Here is a 13,854-nt window from a genome sequence, read left to right as displayed (position 1 = left end):
CGGCTGAACCTCCGGAGCGGGCGTCGCGTATGAATCCGCAGGGACGGCTCTGGCTCTGTGCCACGGGACACAGGACAGGACGGATGGGCGGAAGGAGAGCACCGTGCCTACACCGGACGCGCCGGACGCACCGGATGTACCGGATGTACCGGACGACCCCACCACGCTGGAGCCCATCCGCGTGCTGCGCATGCGCAACACCGACGCGCTGGCCCGGTTGCTCGACGACATACGCCAGGACAAGGACTACCGCGGTCACGAGACCGCGCCCGCTCCCGACCCTCACGCCCCGGCCGACGGCAGGACGGAGCGGTTCCCCCCAGTCGACGGCGGCACCCTCCCGCCGCATCCGGTGGACCAGTCGCGCCTGGGTCCCGGGCAGCGCCGGGCGGCCGTGGGGATCGCGGTCGTCGCGGCGGCCGTCGTCGGCTTGGGCTGCTCTCTCCTGATCCCCGGCGCCGGCGAGGCCGGCCCGTCCACCCCGGCAGCGAGTGCGTCGGCGACTCCGACGTCGACCGCCTCGGGCGCGATCGGGGCCTCCGACGTCCTGGCCAACCCCGGCTTCGAGTCGGGCGGCCTCTCCCCGTGGAACTGCGCCGGGAACCCGGGCTCGATCGTCTCCTCCCCTGTCCACGCGGGCTCCAAAGCCCTCCAGGGGACGGTGAGTTCGCGTGACACCGGGCAGTGCGACCAGCGCGTCGCGGTACGGCCGGACACCACCTACTCGCTCAGCGGCTGGGTCCGCGGCTCCAACGTCTACCTGGGCGTGAACGGCGGCGCCTCCACCTGGGCCACCTCCCCCTCCGGATACAGCCGCCTGACCGTCTCCTTCACCACGGGCACCTCCCAGACCACCGCGACAATCTACGTACACGGCTGGTACGCGCAGGGCGGCTACTACGCCGACGACATCACCCTGAACGGGCCCGCCGGCGGTGACCACGCCTAGTGCCCTGTACGAAGGGCCCGCAGATCCACAGGCGTTCCGGCTACGGGGTAGGAGCGAAAGGGTTTCCCTGTGACGCCGGTGGGCCGTCCCACCACACCGTCGGTGGTGGGACGGGAACCCAGTCCGGGCCGCGGTGGTCCAGCCACCATCTGCCGATGGTGTGGAACTTCTCCTCGAAGTTGCGGTCCCAGCTGAGGAATCCGGTCATCGGGGCCCGGAGGCGGGTGTGACGGCCGCCCGCTTCGTAGATCACGACGTTCCTGCTGCCGAGGATCGACTCGATCCGGATGGCCTGGACGTTCGACCACGGGACGGTCCGGCGGCGGAAACCGTGCGCGACGGCCGCCGACGGGGTGAGGGTGACCCCGAAGCGCCACGAGGTGATCAGCACCAGGGGAAACACGACACCCCAGATGATCAGTCCCGGGATGAGTAGGGGGTCCAACGAGCCCCGGTCCAGCCAGAACAGGACCTGGGACGTCGTGACGGCACCGAATCCGGGCAGCACGGGCAGCAGCCGCTGCAGGCTCGTCAACCGGTACCGGATGTGTTCCGGCGGCGTAGCCGCGGTCGCGGCCTGCGATTGCTCCACCCGTCCCCGTCCCTCGCGCCACGTGGCCTGCGCCGCCCCGTCAGCGCCAGGACAGCATGGCGGATCAGAGGAACGCTGTCCACGAGGGGGCTGTCCACGAGGAGTTGCCCACGAGGGGGCTGTGGGCGCCGGGAGGTCGGGGGCATGATGACGCTATGAATGCATGGCTGAGCACCCGGAGCACATGGCTGCTCGTACTGCTCCTGTGGGCGATCACGCTGACCGGCGCCCTGCTCGGGACCGCGTTCGCCCGAGCCTTCCTTGAGCACCCCCCGCTCGCACCCTTCGCCTCTCACCTCCCGATGGTGGCGGGCGGCACCTTCTTCGCCGCCGTCTGCGGCGCCGGGGGGCTGCGGCGTCGCCAACGCCTGCGGGACCAGCGAGGTTGAGCCGGCCGCCCCGCCCGCCGATCGCCACCGATCGCCACCGATCGCCGCCGATCGCCACCGGTCACTTGCCGGGTGAGTCCGGGCGGGGCGCGACGATGTCCAGGACGGCCATCATGCCCATGTCCTCGTGGTTGAGGATGTGGCAGTGCACCACGGTCCGCCCGGTGAAGTCGGTGTAGTGGATGCGGAGGACCGCCTTGCCGCGTACCGGCACGTCGATGGTGTCGTACCAGGCGTGGGACGGGTCGTGGGGTTTCCCGTCGACGCTCATCAACTGGAACTCGTTGGTGTGGATGTGGAAGGAGTGGGTCTCGTCCGTGTCGTTGCGGACGGTCCACTCCTCGACGGTGTCGAGGGTGCCCGTGAAGTCGGTGCGGTGCGGGTCGTACATCCGGCCGTTGATGTAGAACTCCGTGCCCGCCTTGTTCTCCGTGAGGACGACGGTCCTGCGGGCGGCGATCCTGGCGTGGCTCAGGTCCTCGTGCGGGGCGATGTCGGTCGGCAGGGTGGCCCGGTGCACGGGTGTGCCGCCGGTGACGACGGTGGCGAGGTCGGCCCGGGGGAACTTGTTTCCGGCCGGGCCGGTGTCGTACGGCAGGGTCTCCAGGCGCGTGACGCCGGGCGGGCCGCCCTGGACCAGGACGTCGAAGCGCGCTCCGGCCGCGATCACGATCGTGTCCTGGTCGTACGCCGTGCGGACGGGGACGCCGTCCTGGGCGATCACGCGGAAGCGGGAGCCGTGGAGGTGGAGCTTGTAGTAGATGTTGGCCCCGATGTTGGCGAGCCGCCAGAGCTGGGTCTCCCCCGGCCGGATCCTGATCACCGGGTTCTGCTGGCCGTTGACCGTACGGTTCGTGGGCGACCCGATCTTGAGCGGGTGCGTCTTGATCGAGTCGCCCTCGACCTGGAAGTCCTTGAACGCGATGGTGTGCTCGGTGATGGCGCGCAGCGCCGGGGGCAGGTGCTGCTGGAGGCCGTCGACCACGATGACGCCCGACTCGCCGCCCGCGACCTGCGGGGCGGACGTCATGTCCGCGTGCGAGTGGTACCAGAACGTGCCGGTCGGGTGGGTGAACGGCAGCTGGTAGCGGTAGTGGTACGACTGCTTGTACTTGAGGGCGACGAAGACGTCGTCGGAGGGGCTGCGCGGCGAGACGTGCAGGCCGTGCGTGTGCAGGTTGGTGTCGGCGTCGATGCGGTTGGTCAGCGTGAGGTCGATGCGGTCGCCGGGCCGTACCCGCAGAGTGGGGGGCATGTACGCCCCGTTGTAGGTGGTGGCGTACAGCCGGCGGTTGCCGACCTGCACCTTCCGGCGTTCCACCACGATGGCCGCCTTCAGGAGACCGTTGCGGCTGACCAGTTCCGGCGGGTCCTGGAGCCGCGGTCCGGCCGGGGGGTCGTGGCCGGCCTCGGGCGCGGGCTGTCGGGTGCCGGCGGGGTCTCCGGCCGGTGTCCGGTCCCCGCAGCCGGCCAGCCAGCCGGTGGCGAGGAGCAGGCCGGCGACCGGCAGGGTCAGCGCGGAACGGATACGGGACCGGGTCACGTCTCTCCCAGGGATGCCGAGCTCAGCCGGTATGTAGGAGGAATGTAGGAGGGGTGACTCGGCCGCTCGGGGTGCCACGCGCACGGAGCGGCGACAAGGTCGCTCCGGGCCGCGGGGCTTCCACACGGATGGCGGCAGCGGCCCCGCCCCCGCGGCCTTGACGCCCGCGCCTCGGACACCCGTGACCCGGACACCCGTGACCCGGATGTCAGATGCTCAGCGCGATCGCGGCGCCGATGCCGCCCAGGCCGAGCGCGACGGCGGCCGGGAGCCAGCCGCCCGAGCGCCAGGGGAAGAACCGGTCGAGGGAGAGCCGGCCCGGGCCGATGGCGGTGAGGGCGAGGGCGACGATGCAGATGGCGACGCTGTACTCGACTCCGCCGTTCTGGATCCACAGGCCGTGGGCACCGCTCACGGTCACCATGGCGTTGATCATCACGCCGATGACGGCGGCGGCTGCCAGCGGGGTGAGCAGGCCGACCGCGAGACCGAGGCCCCCGCAGATCTCGGAGAGGCTGCCGATCACGGCGAAGACCTTGCCCGGGTGGTAGCCGAGGACGTCGAAGCTTCTGCCGGTGGCCGCCAGACCCGGCCCTCCGAAGAGGCTGAAGAGCTTCTGTGCACCGTGGCCCGCCAGCAGCAGTCCGAAGGTCAGCCTGATCAGCAGCAGTCCGCACTCCGCGGCGGACACCCCGGGCAGCGCACCGGCGGCCCGCGTGTCGCCCGGCGGGCCCGAGGTGGTCCTTGCCGCCGTATCGGCGGGCCGGTCCGCGCTCGCCGCGGGGGTGCGCACCTGGGTGAGGGACAGGGCGTGGGTTCGGCCGAGGGGGTGGAAATGCAGTGCACGCATGACGATGCCTTCGCGAACGGGGACAACCTGGCTGCCCGCCGTGCAGCGGGCCTCCCCCCGTCGTCCAGCATTGCGCGACGCATGCGGCATATCTATATAAATTCCGCAATATGCACTATTGCGGATAGCGATAACCGGGCGGTCGGGCGTGGCACCGATCGGCGGCCGACGCGGGCGAGTGCGGGCCGGTAGGGGCTGGTCGCGCAGTTCCCCGCGCCCCTGACGGGGCGCTACAGCCGGCGCCGCTATGGACATGGCGACGGGATCCGAACGGCGCCGTGGTGGCGCACCGTGACTGCCCGTCAGGGGCGGCGGCGCGCCTGGCGGACATGACGCGGCTCGTGGCATGCGGTACCGCACCTCATGCGGAGCGTCTCCGAGAGGAAGCCGTCTTCTTGGCAGCCGCCTTCTTCGCCGGCGCCTTCCTGGCCACGGACTTGTCGGCCACGGCCTTGTCGACCACGGCCTTGCCGGGCGTGGACCTGTCGACCGTGGGCCTGTCGACCGTGGACTTCGTGGCCGCCGCTCCGCCCTCCGCCGCCTTCTTTGTCGTCGTCGTCTTCGTCGTCGTCTTCGTCGTCGTTTTCTTCGCCGGGGGCTGCCTCGCCGAGGACTCCTTCGCCGCCGTCTGCTTCCCCGTCGTGCTCTTCGCCCCGGACGCGGACTTCTTGCTCGGCAGCGGGGTGACCTCCGCCTCCTCGGCCTCGGCCTCGGACCCGGCCGCCTCCCCTCTCGACTCCTTCGCCGCCAGCACGCTCTTCTCCAGGGCCGCCATCAGGTCGAGGACCTTGCCGCCCTGTGCCGGTTCGGGGGTCTCCGGCGGGGACTCGCCGGAGGCCTTGGCGGCGATGACCTCCTCCAGCGCCTCCCGGTACTCGTCGTGCAGGTCCTCCAGGTCGACCTCGCCGAGGGTGTCCATCAGGGCGTCCGCGAGGTCGAGTTCCTTGTCCCGGACGGTGACGTCGACGTCGGGGGCGACGCCCTCGGGGGCGCGGACCTCGTCCGGCCAGAGCAGGCCGTGCATGGCGATGGCGTCGCCGACCACCCGGAGCATGCCGAGGCGCTCACGGCCGCGCAGCGCGTACTTCGCGATGGCCACCTTGTGGCTGCGCTTCAGGGCCTCGCGCAGGAGGGTGTACGGCTTCGCGGCCGGGGCGCCGGAGGCGGCGAGGTAGTAGGCCGCGTCCATCTGGAGCGGGTCGATCCGGTCGGCCGGGACGAACGCGACGATCTCGATCGTGCGGGCGGTGGGGATGGGCAGGTGGGACAGGTCCTCGTCGGTGATCGGGACGATCGTGCCGTCGGCGTCCTCGTACCCCTTGCCGATCTCGGACTGGGTGACCTCACGGTCCTCCAGTTCGCAGAACTTGCGGTACCGGATGCGGCCGTTGTCCTCGGTGTGGACCTGGCGGAAGGAGATCGAGTGGCTCTCCGTGGCGTTCACCAGCTTGATCGGGATGCTGACGAGCCCGAAGGAGATCGCGCCGTTCCAGATGGATCGCACGTGCGGTTTCCCTCCGTCCGAATACCAGGATTTGTATGAGATTGTCATCGTATGACGCCGATCACAGAGGTGGACGGGCGAAGGGTCGCGCTCAGCAATCTGGAGAAGGTGCTGTATCCGGCGACCGGGTTCACCAAGGGCGAGCTGCTGCACTACTACGCGACGACGTCCGCGGTCCTGCTGCCCCATCTGCGGGACCGTCCGGTGTCCTTCCTGCGCTATCCGGACGGTCCCGACGGCCAGGTGTTCTTCACCAAGAACGTGCCGCCGGGTACGCCCGAGTGGGTCACGACCGCCAAGGTGCGCCGGTCGGAGGGGGCGGCGCGGATGGTGCTGGTGCAGGACCTCGCGAGTCTGATGTGGGCGGCGAACCTGGTCGCCGAGTTCCACACGCACCAGTGGCTGGTGGGGACGCCGGACGAGGCCGACCGGATCGTCTTCGACCTGGACCCGGGCGCGCCGGCGACGGTGGTCCAGTGCTGTGCGGTGGCGCTGTGGCTGCGGGAGCGGCTGGCGGCGGACGGGATCGAGGCGTACGTCAAGACGGCCGGGTCGAAGGGGCTGCATCTGCTGGCGGCGGTGCGGGGCGCGTCCAGCGAGCGGGTGAGCGAGTACGCGAAGGGGCTGGCGGTGGAGGCGGAGCGGGCGCTGCCGCGGCTGGTGGTGCACCGGATGACGCGGAGTCTGCGGCCCGGGAAGGTGTTCGTGGACTGGAGCCAGAACGCGGGGCGCAAGACGACGGCCACGCCGTACACGTTGCGGGCGCGGCCGGAGCCGACGGTGTCGGCGCCGGTGACCTGGGAGGAGGTCGCGGAGTGCCGGGCGGCGGGCCGGCTGGTGTTCCGGGCGGGGGACATCGCGCCGCGCCTCCAGGACCACGGGGACCTGCTGGCCCCGCTGCTGGACGCGGGGCGCGCGGCGACGCTGCCCTGAGCGGCTCGGCGCCGGGAAGCAGCGCCCCGGGCAGCCCTGCCCCGGGCAGCCCCGCCCCGGGCAGCCCCGCCCCGAGCGGCCCCGCCCCGGAAAGCTCTACACCCTCCCCCACGTGTTCCGGTCCCGCGCCATCGCGTGCAGGGCCTCCACGTCCGCCGGCTTGAGGACGCCGCCCAGGCGGGACAGGGTGTCCAGGTCCCGGTCGCGGAGGACGTGGACCTCGCGCGGCGGGGCGGTCAGCGTGACGTCCGCCGGTTCGGTGAGGGCCAGCACCGGGCGGACCTCGGCGGTGAGGGCGTACGAGGCCCGGTCGGCGTCCGCCCGCAGGCGGCGCAGCAGCGGCTGGGGGTCACGGCGGCCCAGGGTGACCATCGGATCGGCGACCTGGACCTTCTGCTTGCGGGCGTAGAGGGAGTACACGCAGAACAGGCCGCCCGGCCCGATCAGCAGGTGGTGCAGGCGGTCCCCGCCGGGCAGCGGGAGGGAGTGCAGGGCGTGCCAGCCGGCACCGTCCAGGCGGTCCAAAGCGTCACCGACGGTCTGCTCCGCGGTCAGGGCGCGGCGGCGCGGGTCGGGGCGCAGCCGGTGGGCCGGACCGGGGTCCCGGTCGAGGGCGACCAGCAGCGCCTCGCCGGGGCGGTTGGGCGCCAGGTCGTCGTCGGGGTGCAGGCTCAGCCGGGCCAGTTCGGCGGGGGTGGGTACGGGGGGCGGGCCGATCGTGACCGGGCCGGTCAGGAACGGCCGCAGGGTCTCCAGCACGTCGTCCCGCCGCTCCTCGCTGAGCAGGTTGACCCGGCCGGCCTCCCGGTCGTACCAGGCGATGTTCCTTCCGTCCGTGAGGCATACGTACAGTCGCTCCTGGCCGTGCCGCCAGGCCGGCACGACGCGCAGTCCGCTCATTGCGTCATCACCCCTCGACCATGGGAACAGGCGGGGTGCTCCAGGGGCAAGAACCCCGCTACCTTTGACAGGGGTTTGGCGCGCGCAGCGGGGAGGCGCCGGGTGCGGATCTCTGGGGAGCAGTACGACGTGCCGGCTCCGGACAGTCCCTGGAGCGAGGTGCTGCCCGGTCTGTGGATGGGCGGCCACGAGTTCCGGGCGCGTTCGGGGCGGCTGGAGGCCGCCGTGGTGCGGGACGAGTTCGATCTGGTGCAGAGTCTGCTGCGGCTGCCCGGGCACGGTCCGGCGGCCGGGGTCGAGCACCACGTGTGGCCGATACCGGACGGACCGCTGGACGGCACCCAGCTCGCGGGGGTGATGCGGCTCGCGCGGGCGGCCGGCGAGGCGCTGGACGCGGGGCGGTCGGTGCTGGTGCGCTGCTACAGCGGGTACAACCGGTCGGGGCTCGTGGTCGCGCAGACGCTGGTGTACCAGGGGCGTACGGCCGAGGAGGCGATCCGCCTGGTGCGGGCCAGGCGCTCGCCCTGGGCGCTGCACAACGAGCTGTTCGTGGCCTACCTGCGGGCCGGCCTGTCCACCGCCCGTCTCCTGGAGGACCTCGCCGAGTAGCCTCTCCCGTGCACCGGCGGCCCCCGGGCACAAAAAGGACTTCCCTACAAATCTGCGAATAAGGTGTACGGGGCCTTCCCGGCCATGGACCACCGAACCCGCCGAGCCAGGAGCAGCGTGCCAGCCCGTCGTCCCGTCCGCACCGCCGTGACCACGGCCGCCGTCGCCCTGCTGGCGCTGACCGCGGCCGGCTGCGGCGACTCCGGCGGGCTGCGCGGGGCCGGGGCGGCACCGACCGCGGTCAGCCCCGCGAAGCTCTGGCCCGACCTGCGGCCGGCGTCCAGCCCGGCCTGGCCCTACGACGAGGGCAGCACGGAGCCCGTGAAGGGGGTCACGGTGCCCGGCGACGACATCCGCCGGGTGGATCCGGTGGCGGTCGTACGGGCGGAGATCGCCTCGGACCCGGCGGACTACGGGTCCAAGGGGGCCTACCACGAGACCGCGGAGCGGATGGAGGAGTGCACGGCGGGCGGCGGCGGGGCGCGCTGTCCGCTGCTGAAGCCGTACTACCGGGACCTCACCGGGGACGGGCGGGACGAGCTGACGCTCGGGTTCCGGCTGTATCCGACGAACCAGACCGCGCTGCGCGTGTACACCGTCGAGAAGGGCCGGCTGATGCAGGTCCTCGACGACGACGACGCGATCATCGGCGTGGAGCTGGCCGGACGGACCGTGATCGTGCGGTCGCCGGCCGGGATCAGCGGGTACGAGTACCGGACGACCTGGGCGTGGGACCCGGAGCGGAAGGCGATGGTGTTCTCCCGGGACGAGTTCCTGCGCACCGGCAAGGGCCACCACACCCGCACCCCGGTGCCGTCGGCCTCGGCCTCGGCTTCGGCGTCCGCTTCGGCTTCGGCTTCGGCTTCGGCTTCGGCTTCGGCTTCGGCTTCGGCATCGGCTTCGGCTTCGGCGGGCGCGCGATGAGGCTGCCGCGCTGGGCCGGGACGCTGGCCGCGAAGTCGGCCGCGTTCATCACGGTGATGTGCTGCGCGCTGGCCGCGCTGCTCGGCGTGCTGGTGCACGTGTCGGTCACGGACCAGACCGTCGCCCAGGCCCGCGACCAGGCGCTGACCCGGCTCGCGGAGGCGACGAGCGCGTACGAGGCGGGGGACGCGCTGCCGCGGGGCGCGCGCCTCGACCCGCGGGGGCTGCCCGGGCAGCTGCGGGCGCTGGCGCTGGCCGGGGAGCGCGGGACGATGGTCGCCCGTGACGACGGTCGCCCCACGATGTGGGCGGCGGGCCCGGCCGACCGGCACCGGGCGCTCGCGGTGGCCGTCGACTACTCCCAGCAGGCCAGCACCATCGCCGGCCTGGACAGCTCCATCCTCTGGTCGTCGGCGCTGGCCATCGGGGCGACGCTGCTGGTCGGCGCGTTCGCGGTGACCCGGGTGAGCCGGCGGCTGCACGGCACGGCACAGGTGGCCCGGCGGATCAGCGCCGGCGACCTGGACGCCCGCGTGCACGACCCCCGTACCAAGGACCCGACCCGCCCGCAGGACGAGGTGGCCGCGGTCGCCGCCGCGCTGGACGGGATGGCCGCGTCGCTGCAGAGCAAGCTGCTGAGCGAGCAGCGGTTCACAGCCGACGTGGCGCACGAGCTGCGGACGCCGCTGACGGGGCTGCACGCGGCGGCGGAACTGCTGCCTCCGGGGCGGCCGACGGAACTGGTGCGGGACCGGGTGGCCGCGCTGCGCACGCTCACCGAGGATCTGCTGGAGATCTCCCGCCTCGACGCGGGCCGGGAGCGGCTGGAGACCGACGCGGAGGCGCTGGGCACGCTGGCCGAGCGGGTGGTGCGGGCGTCCGGCACGGAGACCGAGGTGAAGGTGGTCCGGGACGTCTGGGTCGAGACGGACCGGCGGCGGCTGGAACGGGTGCTGGGGAACCTCGTCGCCAACGCGCACCGGCACGGGCGGGGGCCCGTGGTGCTGACGGTGGAGGGGAAGGAGGTCACCGTGCGGGATCACGGGGACGGCTATCCCGGGTACCTGGTGGCCCACGGCCCGCAGCGGTTCCGCACGGAGGGCGGGGCCAAGGGGCACGGGCTTGGACTGACGATCGCGGTGGGGCAGGCGGAGGTGCTGGGCGCGCGGCTGTGTTTCGCGAACGCGATCGACGGTGGCGCGGTGGCTACGCTGACGCTCCCGTAGGGGTGGTTCGGAGGGTACGCGGCTGCGGGTGCGTGGGGGTTGCTCGCGCAGTTCCCCGCGCCCCCAAAGGGGGCGCTCGCTGCAGCGCCCCTTCTTTTAGGGGCGCGGGGAACTGCGCGACAAGCCCCCACCGGCCGGCACCCGGGCAACTCACCGCCACCCCCCTTCGGCCCACTGCAAGGCGCGGCCCCCCGGCGCCCCTCCTAGCGTGGCAACTGACCAGCTCCCCACCGACCGCCCGCCGGAGGCCCCATGCTCAGCCGCAGCCTCGCGATTGCCGCCACGGCCGCCGCCCTCGTCGCCCTCTGCGCCGCCTCGCCCGCCCTCGCCGACGACGGCCGGGCCGGCGCCGGCGCGGGGACCAGCCGGCTCGGCGATCCCGACGACGACGGCCGCCTCGACGGCGTCGGCAACACCTGCGGCGATACCGGCGACGGCAGCGGCGACGCCGGCGGCACCGACGACTTCCTCGGCCCCGGCGGCCCGGACGGCCGCGCCGTCGACACCCCCGGCCGTACGCCACGCGGGTACTGACTCACAGAACACTCGACTCACACTATTTAGGTAAGTTCCGGACATGACCAAGGCCGGAACCACCCTGGCGGCGACCGCGACCCCCCTCTCCGCCGTACGCCTCCCCCGGCGCCGTGGCATCGAACTCGCCCTGATCGTGCTGGCCGTCCTGCTCTGCGTGTACGGCTACTGCGCGGTCGGCCTGGCGAAGACCGGTACCGTCCCACCCGGTGCCGCCGGTTACGGCGCCGGCCTCGGGGTGCTCGCGCTCGTCGCCCATCTCGCCGTACGCTTCCGCGCCCCGTACGCCGACCCGCTGCCGCTCCCGATCGGCGTGCTGCTCAACGGACTCGGCCTGGTCCTGATCTACCGGCTGGACCTGCAGACCCCCGGCGACCGGGCGGCCCCCGCCCAACTCGTCTGGTCCACCCTGGGCGTCGGCTTCTTCATCATGGTCGTGCTGATGCTCCGCGACCACCGCGTGCTGCAACGCTACGCGTACGTCTGCGTCGCCGCCGCGCTGGTCCTGCTGCTCCTGCCGATCCTCTTCCCGGCCGTCAACGGGGCCCGGATCTGGATCAGGATCGCCGGATTCTCCATCCAGCCCAGCGAGTTCGCGAAGGTGCTGCTCGCGGTGTTCTTCGCCGCGTACCTGGCGGCCAACCGCAGCGCGCTCGCGTACGCGGGCCGCCGTCTGTGGTTCATGCAGTTCCCGACCGGCCGGGTGCTCGGTCCGATCGTCACCATCTGGCTGGTGAGCGTCGGCGTCCTGATCCTCGAACGCGACCTCGGCACCTCGCTGCTCTTCTTCGGCCTGTTCGTCGTCATGCTGTACGTCGCCACCGGGCGCACCGGCTGGATCGCCGTCGGCCTGGTGCTCGCCGTGTTCGGCGCGGTCGCCGTGGGGCACCTGGAACCGCATGTGCACGGCCGTATCGAGGACTGGCTGCATCCGTTCGCCTCGATCGACGCGGGCCGGGGGCCGAACCAACTCGCCCAGTCCCTCTTCGCGTTCGCCGCCGGCGGGGTCCTCGGTACCGGTCTGGGCCTCGGCCACTCCATCCTCATCGGCTTCGCCGCCAAGTCGGACTTCATCCTGGCCACCGCGGGCGAGGAACTCGGCCTCGCCGGGCTCTCCGCGATCTTCCTCCTCTACGGCCTGCTGGTCGAGCGCGGCTACCGGGCCGGGCTCGCCCTGCGCGACCCCTTCGGCCGGCTGCTCGCGGTCGGGCTCGCCTCGATCGTCGCGCTCCAGGTGTTCGTGATCGCGGGCGGGGTGACCGGGCTGATCCCGCTGACCGGCATGGCGATGCCGTTCCTCGCCCAGGGCGGCTCCTCGGTCGTCACCAACTGGGCGATCGTGGCGCTGCTGATCCGGGTGAGCGACTCGGCCCGCCGCCACTACGACGGTCAGGTCGCCCCATGAGCACCGAGTACGGCCGTCGCCGGGCCGGCACGGCCAGGTACGTCCGGCGGGCCCGCGCCCTGTGCGCCCTGCTGCTGTTCGCCCTCCTCGTCAACGCCGCCCGCGTCCAGGTGGTCCTGGCCCGGCAGTACGACGACAACCCCGCCAACCGCCGCAACTCGATCGCCCGTTACGGCCTCCCCCGCGGCGACATCGTGGTCGGCGGCATGCCGGTCACCGGCTCCCGGGACAGCGGGGAGCAGTTGCGCTACGAACGCACCTATCCGCAGGGCCCGTTGTACGCCCCGGTCACCGGCTTCGCCTCCCAGCTGTACGGCACGACGTTCCTGGAGCACGCCGAGGACGGGGTGCTCTCCGGGACCGACCCGCTGCTGTCGCCGCTCCCGCTGTGGAACGACACCGGCCGGGCGCTGAACCCGGGCGGGAACGTCGTCACGACCCTGAACCGGTTCGCCCAGGAGGCCGCCTTCCGGGGGCTCGGCTCGCGCAAGGGCGCGGTCGCCGCCATCGAACCGGCGACCGGCCGGATCCTCGCCCTGGTCTCCACCCCGTCGTACGACCCGTCCGAACTGTCCGGCAACGGCGACGCGGTGACCTCGGCCTGGGCGCGGCTGAACGACGACCCGGAGAAGCCGATGCTGAACCGGGCGGTGCGGCAGACGTACCCGCCGGGTTCGACCTTCAAGGTGGTCACCGCGGCAGCCGCGCTCGACGCGGGCGTGGTCACCGACCTGGACGCGCCGACCGACTCCCCCGACCCCTACCGGCTGCCGGGCAGCAGGACCCGGCTGACCAACGAGGGCGACGGCTGCGGGGACGCCTCGCTGCGGGCGGCCTTCGCGTGGTCCTGCAACACGGTCTTCGCGAAGCTGGGCGTGGACGTGGGGGCGGCGCGGATGACGGCGACAGCCCAGGCGTTCGGCTTCAACGACACCCGGGTGCGGATCCCGTTCACCGCCGCGCCGAGCACCTTCGACACGAGCGTGGACAAGGCGCAGCTGGCCCTGTCGTCGATCGGGCAGTACAACACCCGGGCCACGCCGCTCCAGATGGCGATGGTCGCGGCGGCGGTGGCGGACGGGGGGCTGGCCCGGCCGCCGTACCTGGTGGAGCGGACCGTGCGGCGGACCGGCGAGACGGTCGGCATGGGCGGGGCGGGGCCGGTACGGCAGGTGATGAGTGCGGCGACGGCCGTGCGCATGAAGGAGCTCATGGTCGACGTGGTCGAGGAGGGCACCGGCACGAACGCGGCGATCCGCGGCGCCACGGTGGGCGGCAAGACCGGCACGGCGCAGCACGGCATCGGCAACTCCGGGGTGCCGTACGCCTGGTTCGTGTCCTGGGCGCAGGCGGACAACGACCTGGAGCCGAAGGTCGCGGTGGCGGTGGTGGTGGAGGACGCGGCGGCCGACCGTTCGGACATCAGCGGGGGCGGGGACGCGGCGCCGATCGCCCGGTCGGTGATGCGGGCGGTGCTCGGGTTCTGAGACACGGAG

The 13,854-nt window shown here is 72.7% G+C and carries 13 protein-coding genes and 1 pseudogene; 9 read left to right on the top strand and 5 right to left on the bottom strand.

The annotated features are described in order from the left end of the window. Positions 1-430: 430 nt before the first annotated feature. Positions 431-937 (top strand): annotated as a pseudogene (locus tag AB0D74_RS37140) (carbohydrate binding domain-containing protein); the annotation flags it as partial. 52 nt (positions 938-989) lie between these two features. Here AB0D74_RS37140 and AB0D74_RS37135 read toward each other — a convergent pair. Then, positions 990-1,541, bottom strand: a complete 552-nt coding sequence (locus AB0D74_RS37135; RefSeq protein ID WP_362596735.1) for a hypothetical protein — start codon at positions 1,539-1,541, stop codon at positions 990-992. A gap of 155 nt (positions 1,542-1,696) precedes the next feature. Between AB0D74_RS37135 and AB0D74_RS37130 the strand changes: the two genes are divergently transcribed. Then, positions 1,697-1,930, top strand: coding sequence for a hypothetical protein (locus AB0D74_RS37130; protein ID WP_362596732.1), 234 nt, complete (start codon positions 1,697-1,699; stop codon positions 1,928-1,930). Between the two features lie 61 nt (positions 1,931-1,991). Here AB0D74_RS37130 and AB0D74_RS37125 read toward each other — a convergent pair whose 3' ends face one another. From AB0D74_RS37125 to AB0D74_RS37115, 3 genes are all read right to left on the bottom strand, one after another. Next, positions 1,992-3,473, bottom strand: coding sequence for a multicopper oxidase family protein (locus AB0D74_RS37125; RefSeq protein ID WP_362596729.1), 1,482 nt, complete (start codon positions 3,471-3,473; stop codon positions 1,992-1,994). A 208-nt stretch (positions 3,474-3,681) separates the two neighbouring features. Then, entirely contained in the window at positions 3,682-4,164 is a 483-nt protein-coding gene (locus AB0D74_RS37120; RefSeq protein ID WP_362596873.1) for a DoxX family protein, read from the bottom strand. 520 nt (positions 4,165-4,684) lie between these two features. Then, entirely contained in the window at positions 4,685-5,827 is a 1,143-nt protein-coding gene (locus AB0D74_RS37115) for a Ku protein (protein ID WP_362596726.1), read from the bottom strand. A gap of 51 nt (positions 5,828-5,878) precedes the next feature. Here AB0D74_RS37115 and ligD point away from each other — a divergent pair, with 51 nt between their 5' ends. Beyond that, positions 5,879-6,760 carry a non-homologous end-joining DNA ligase gene (ligD, locus tag AB0D74_RS37110; RefSeq protein ID WP_362596723.1) on the top strand — a complete coding sequence of 294 codons (882 nt, stop codon included), beginning with the start codon at positions 5,879-5,881 and terminating at the stop codon, positions 6,758-6,760. A gap of 96 nt (positions 6,761-6,856) precedes the next feature. Here the strand turns inward: ligD and AB0D74_RS37105 are convergent, their stop codons facing one another. After that, the gene (locus AB0D74_RS37105; RefSeq protein WP_362596720.1) at positions 6,857-7,660 is read right to left on the bottom strand and encodes a nuclease-related domain-containing protein; all 804 of its coding nucleotides are present in this window, start codon (positions 7,658-7,660) and stop codon (positions 6,857-6,859) included. 102 nt (positions 7,661-7,762) lie between these two features. Between AB0D74_RS37105 and AB0D74_RS37100 the strand changes: the two genes are divergently transcribed. The 6 genes from AB0D74_RS37100 (at position 7,763) to AB0D74_RS37075 (ending at position 13,845) form a co-directional block, all read left to right on the top strand. Beyond that, positions 7,763-8,269: a protein phosphatase gene (locus AB0D74_RS37100; protein WP_362596718.1), complete on the top strand. Its 507-nt coding sequence runs from the start codon at positions 7,763-7,765 to the stop codon at positions 8,267-8,269. A gap of 117 nt (positions 8,270-8,386) precedes the next feature. Next, the gene (locus AB0D74_RS37095) at positions 8,387-9,193 is read left to right on the top strand and encodes a hypothetical protein (RefSeq protein ID WP_362596716.1); all 807 of its coding nucleotides are present in this window, start codon (positions 8,387-8,389) and stop codon (positions 9,191-9,193) included. Beyond that, positions 9,190-10,419 carry a HAMP domain-containing sensor histidine kinase gene (locus AB0D74_RS37090; protein WP_362596714.1) on the top strand — a complete coding sequence of 410 codons (1,230 nt, stop codon included), beginning with the start codon at positions 9,190-9,192 and terminating at the stop codon, positions 10,417-10,419. Before AB0D74_RS37095 ends, AB0D74_RS37090 begins: the two co-directional genes overlap by 4 nt. 252 nt (positions 10,420-10,671) lie before the next feature. Further along, positions 10,672-10,953 (top strand): hypothetical protein, encoded by a 282-nt coding sequence (locus tag AB0D74_RS37085; protein ID WP_362596712.1) that lies wholly within the window; start codon positions 10,672-10,674, stop codon positions 10,951-10,953. Positions 10,954-10,996: 43 nt separating this feature from the next. Further along, the gene (locus AB0D74_RS37080; protein ID WP_362596710.1) at positions 10,997-12,358 is read left to right on the top strand and encodes an FtsW/RodA/SpoVE family cell cycle protein; all 1,362 of its coding nucleotides are present in this window, start codon (positions 10,997-10,999) and stop codon (positions 12,356-12,358) included. After that, positions 12,355-13,845: a penicillin-binding transpeptidase domain-containing protein gene (locus AB0D74_RS37075; protein WP_362596708.1), complete on the top strand. Its 1,491-nt coding sequence runs from the start codon at positions 12,355-12,357 to the stop codon at positions 13,843-13,845. Before AB0D74_RS37080 ends, AB0D74_RS37075 begins: the two co-directional genes overlap by 4 nt. Positions 13,846-13,854 lie beyond the last annotated feature (9 nt).

This window comes from Streptomyces sp. NPDC048278, from assembly GCF_040652195.1.
Classification (GTDB): Bacteria; Actinomycetota; Actinomycetes; order Streptomycetales; family Streptomycetaceae; genus Streptomyces.
The sequence above is the reverse complement of the archived record's forward strand: the minus strand, read 5'-3'. Positions and strand labels throughout refer to the sequence as shown.

Bases quoted from the DNA above. Each gene is read 5' to 3' on its own strand.
- AB0D74_RS37130 (WP_362596732.1), top strand. From the start codon at position 1,697: ATGAATGCATGGCTGAGCACCCGGAGCACATGGCTGCTCGTACTGCTC.
- ligD (WP_362596723.1), top strand. From the start codon at position 5,879: ATGACGCCGATCACAGAGGTGGACGGGCGAAGGGTCGCGCTCAGCAAT.
- AB0D74_RS37105 (WP_362596720.1), bottom strand. From the start codon at position 7,660: ATGAGCGGACTGCGCGTCGTGCCGGCCTGGCGGCACGGCCAGGAGCGA.
- AB0D74_RS37090 (WP_362596714.1), top strand. From the start codon at position 9,190: ATGAGGCTGCCGCGCTGGGCCGGGACGCTGGCCGCGAAGTCGGCCGCG.
- AB0D74_RS37085 (WP_362596712.1), top strand. From the start codon at position 10,672: ATGCTCAGCCGCAGCCTCGCGATTGCCGCCACGGCCGCCGCCCTCGTC.
- AB0D74_RS37080 (WP_362596710.1), top strand. From the start codon at position 10,997: ATGACCAAGGCCGGAACCACCCTGGCGGCGACCGCGACCCCCCTCTCC.
- AB0D74_RS37075 (WP_362596708.1), top strand. From the start codon at position 12,355: ATGAGCACCGAGTACGGCCGTCGCCGGGCCGGCACGGCCAGGTACGTC.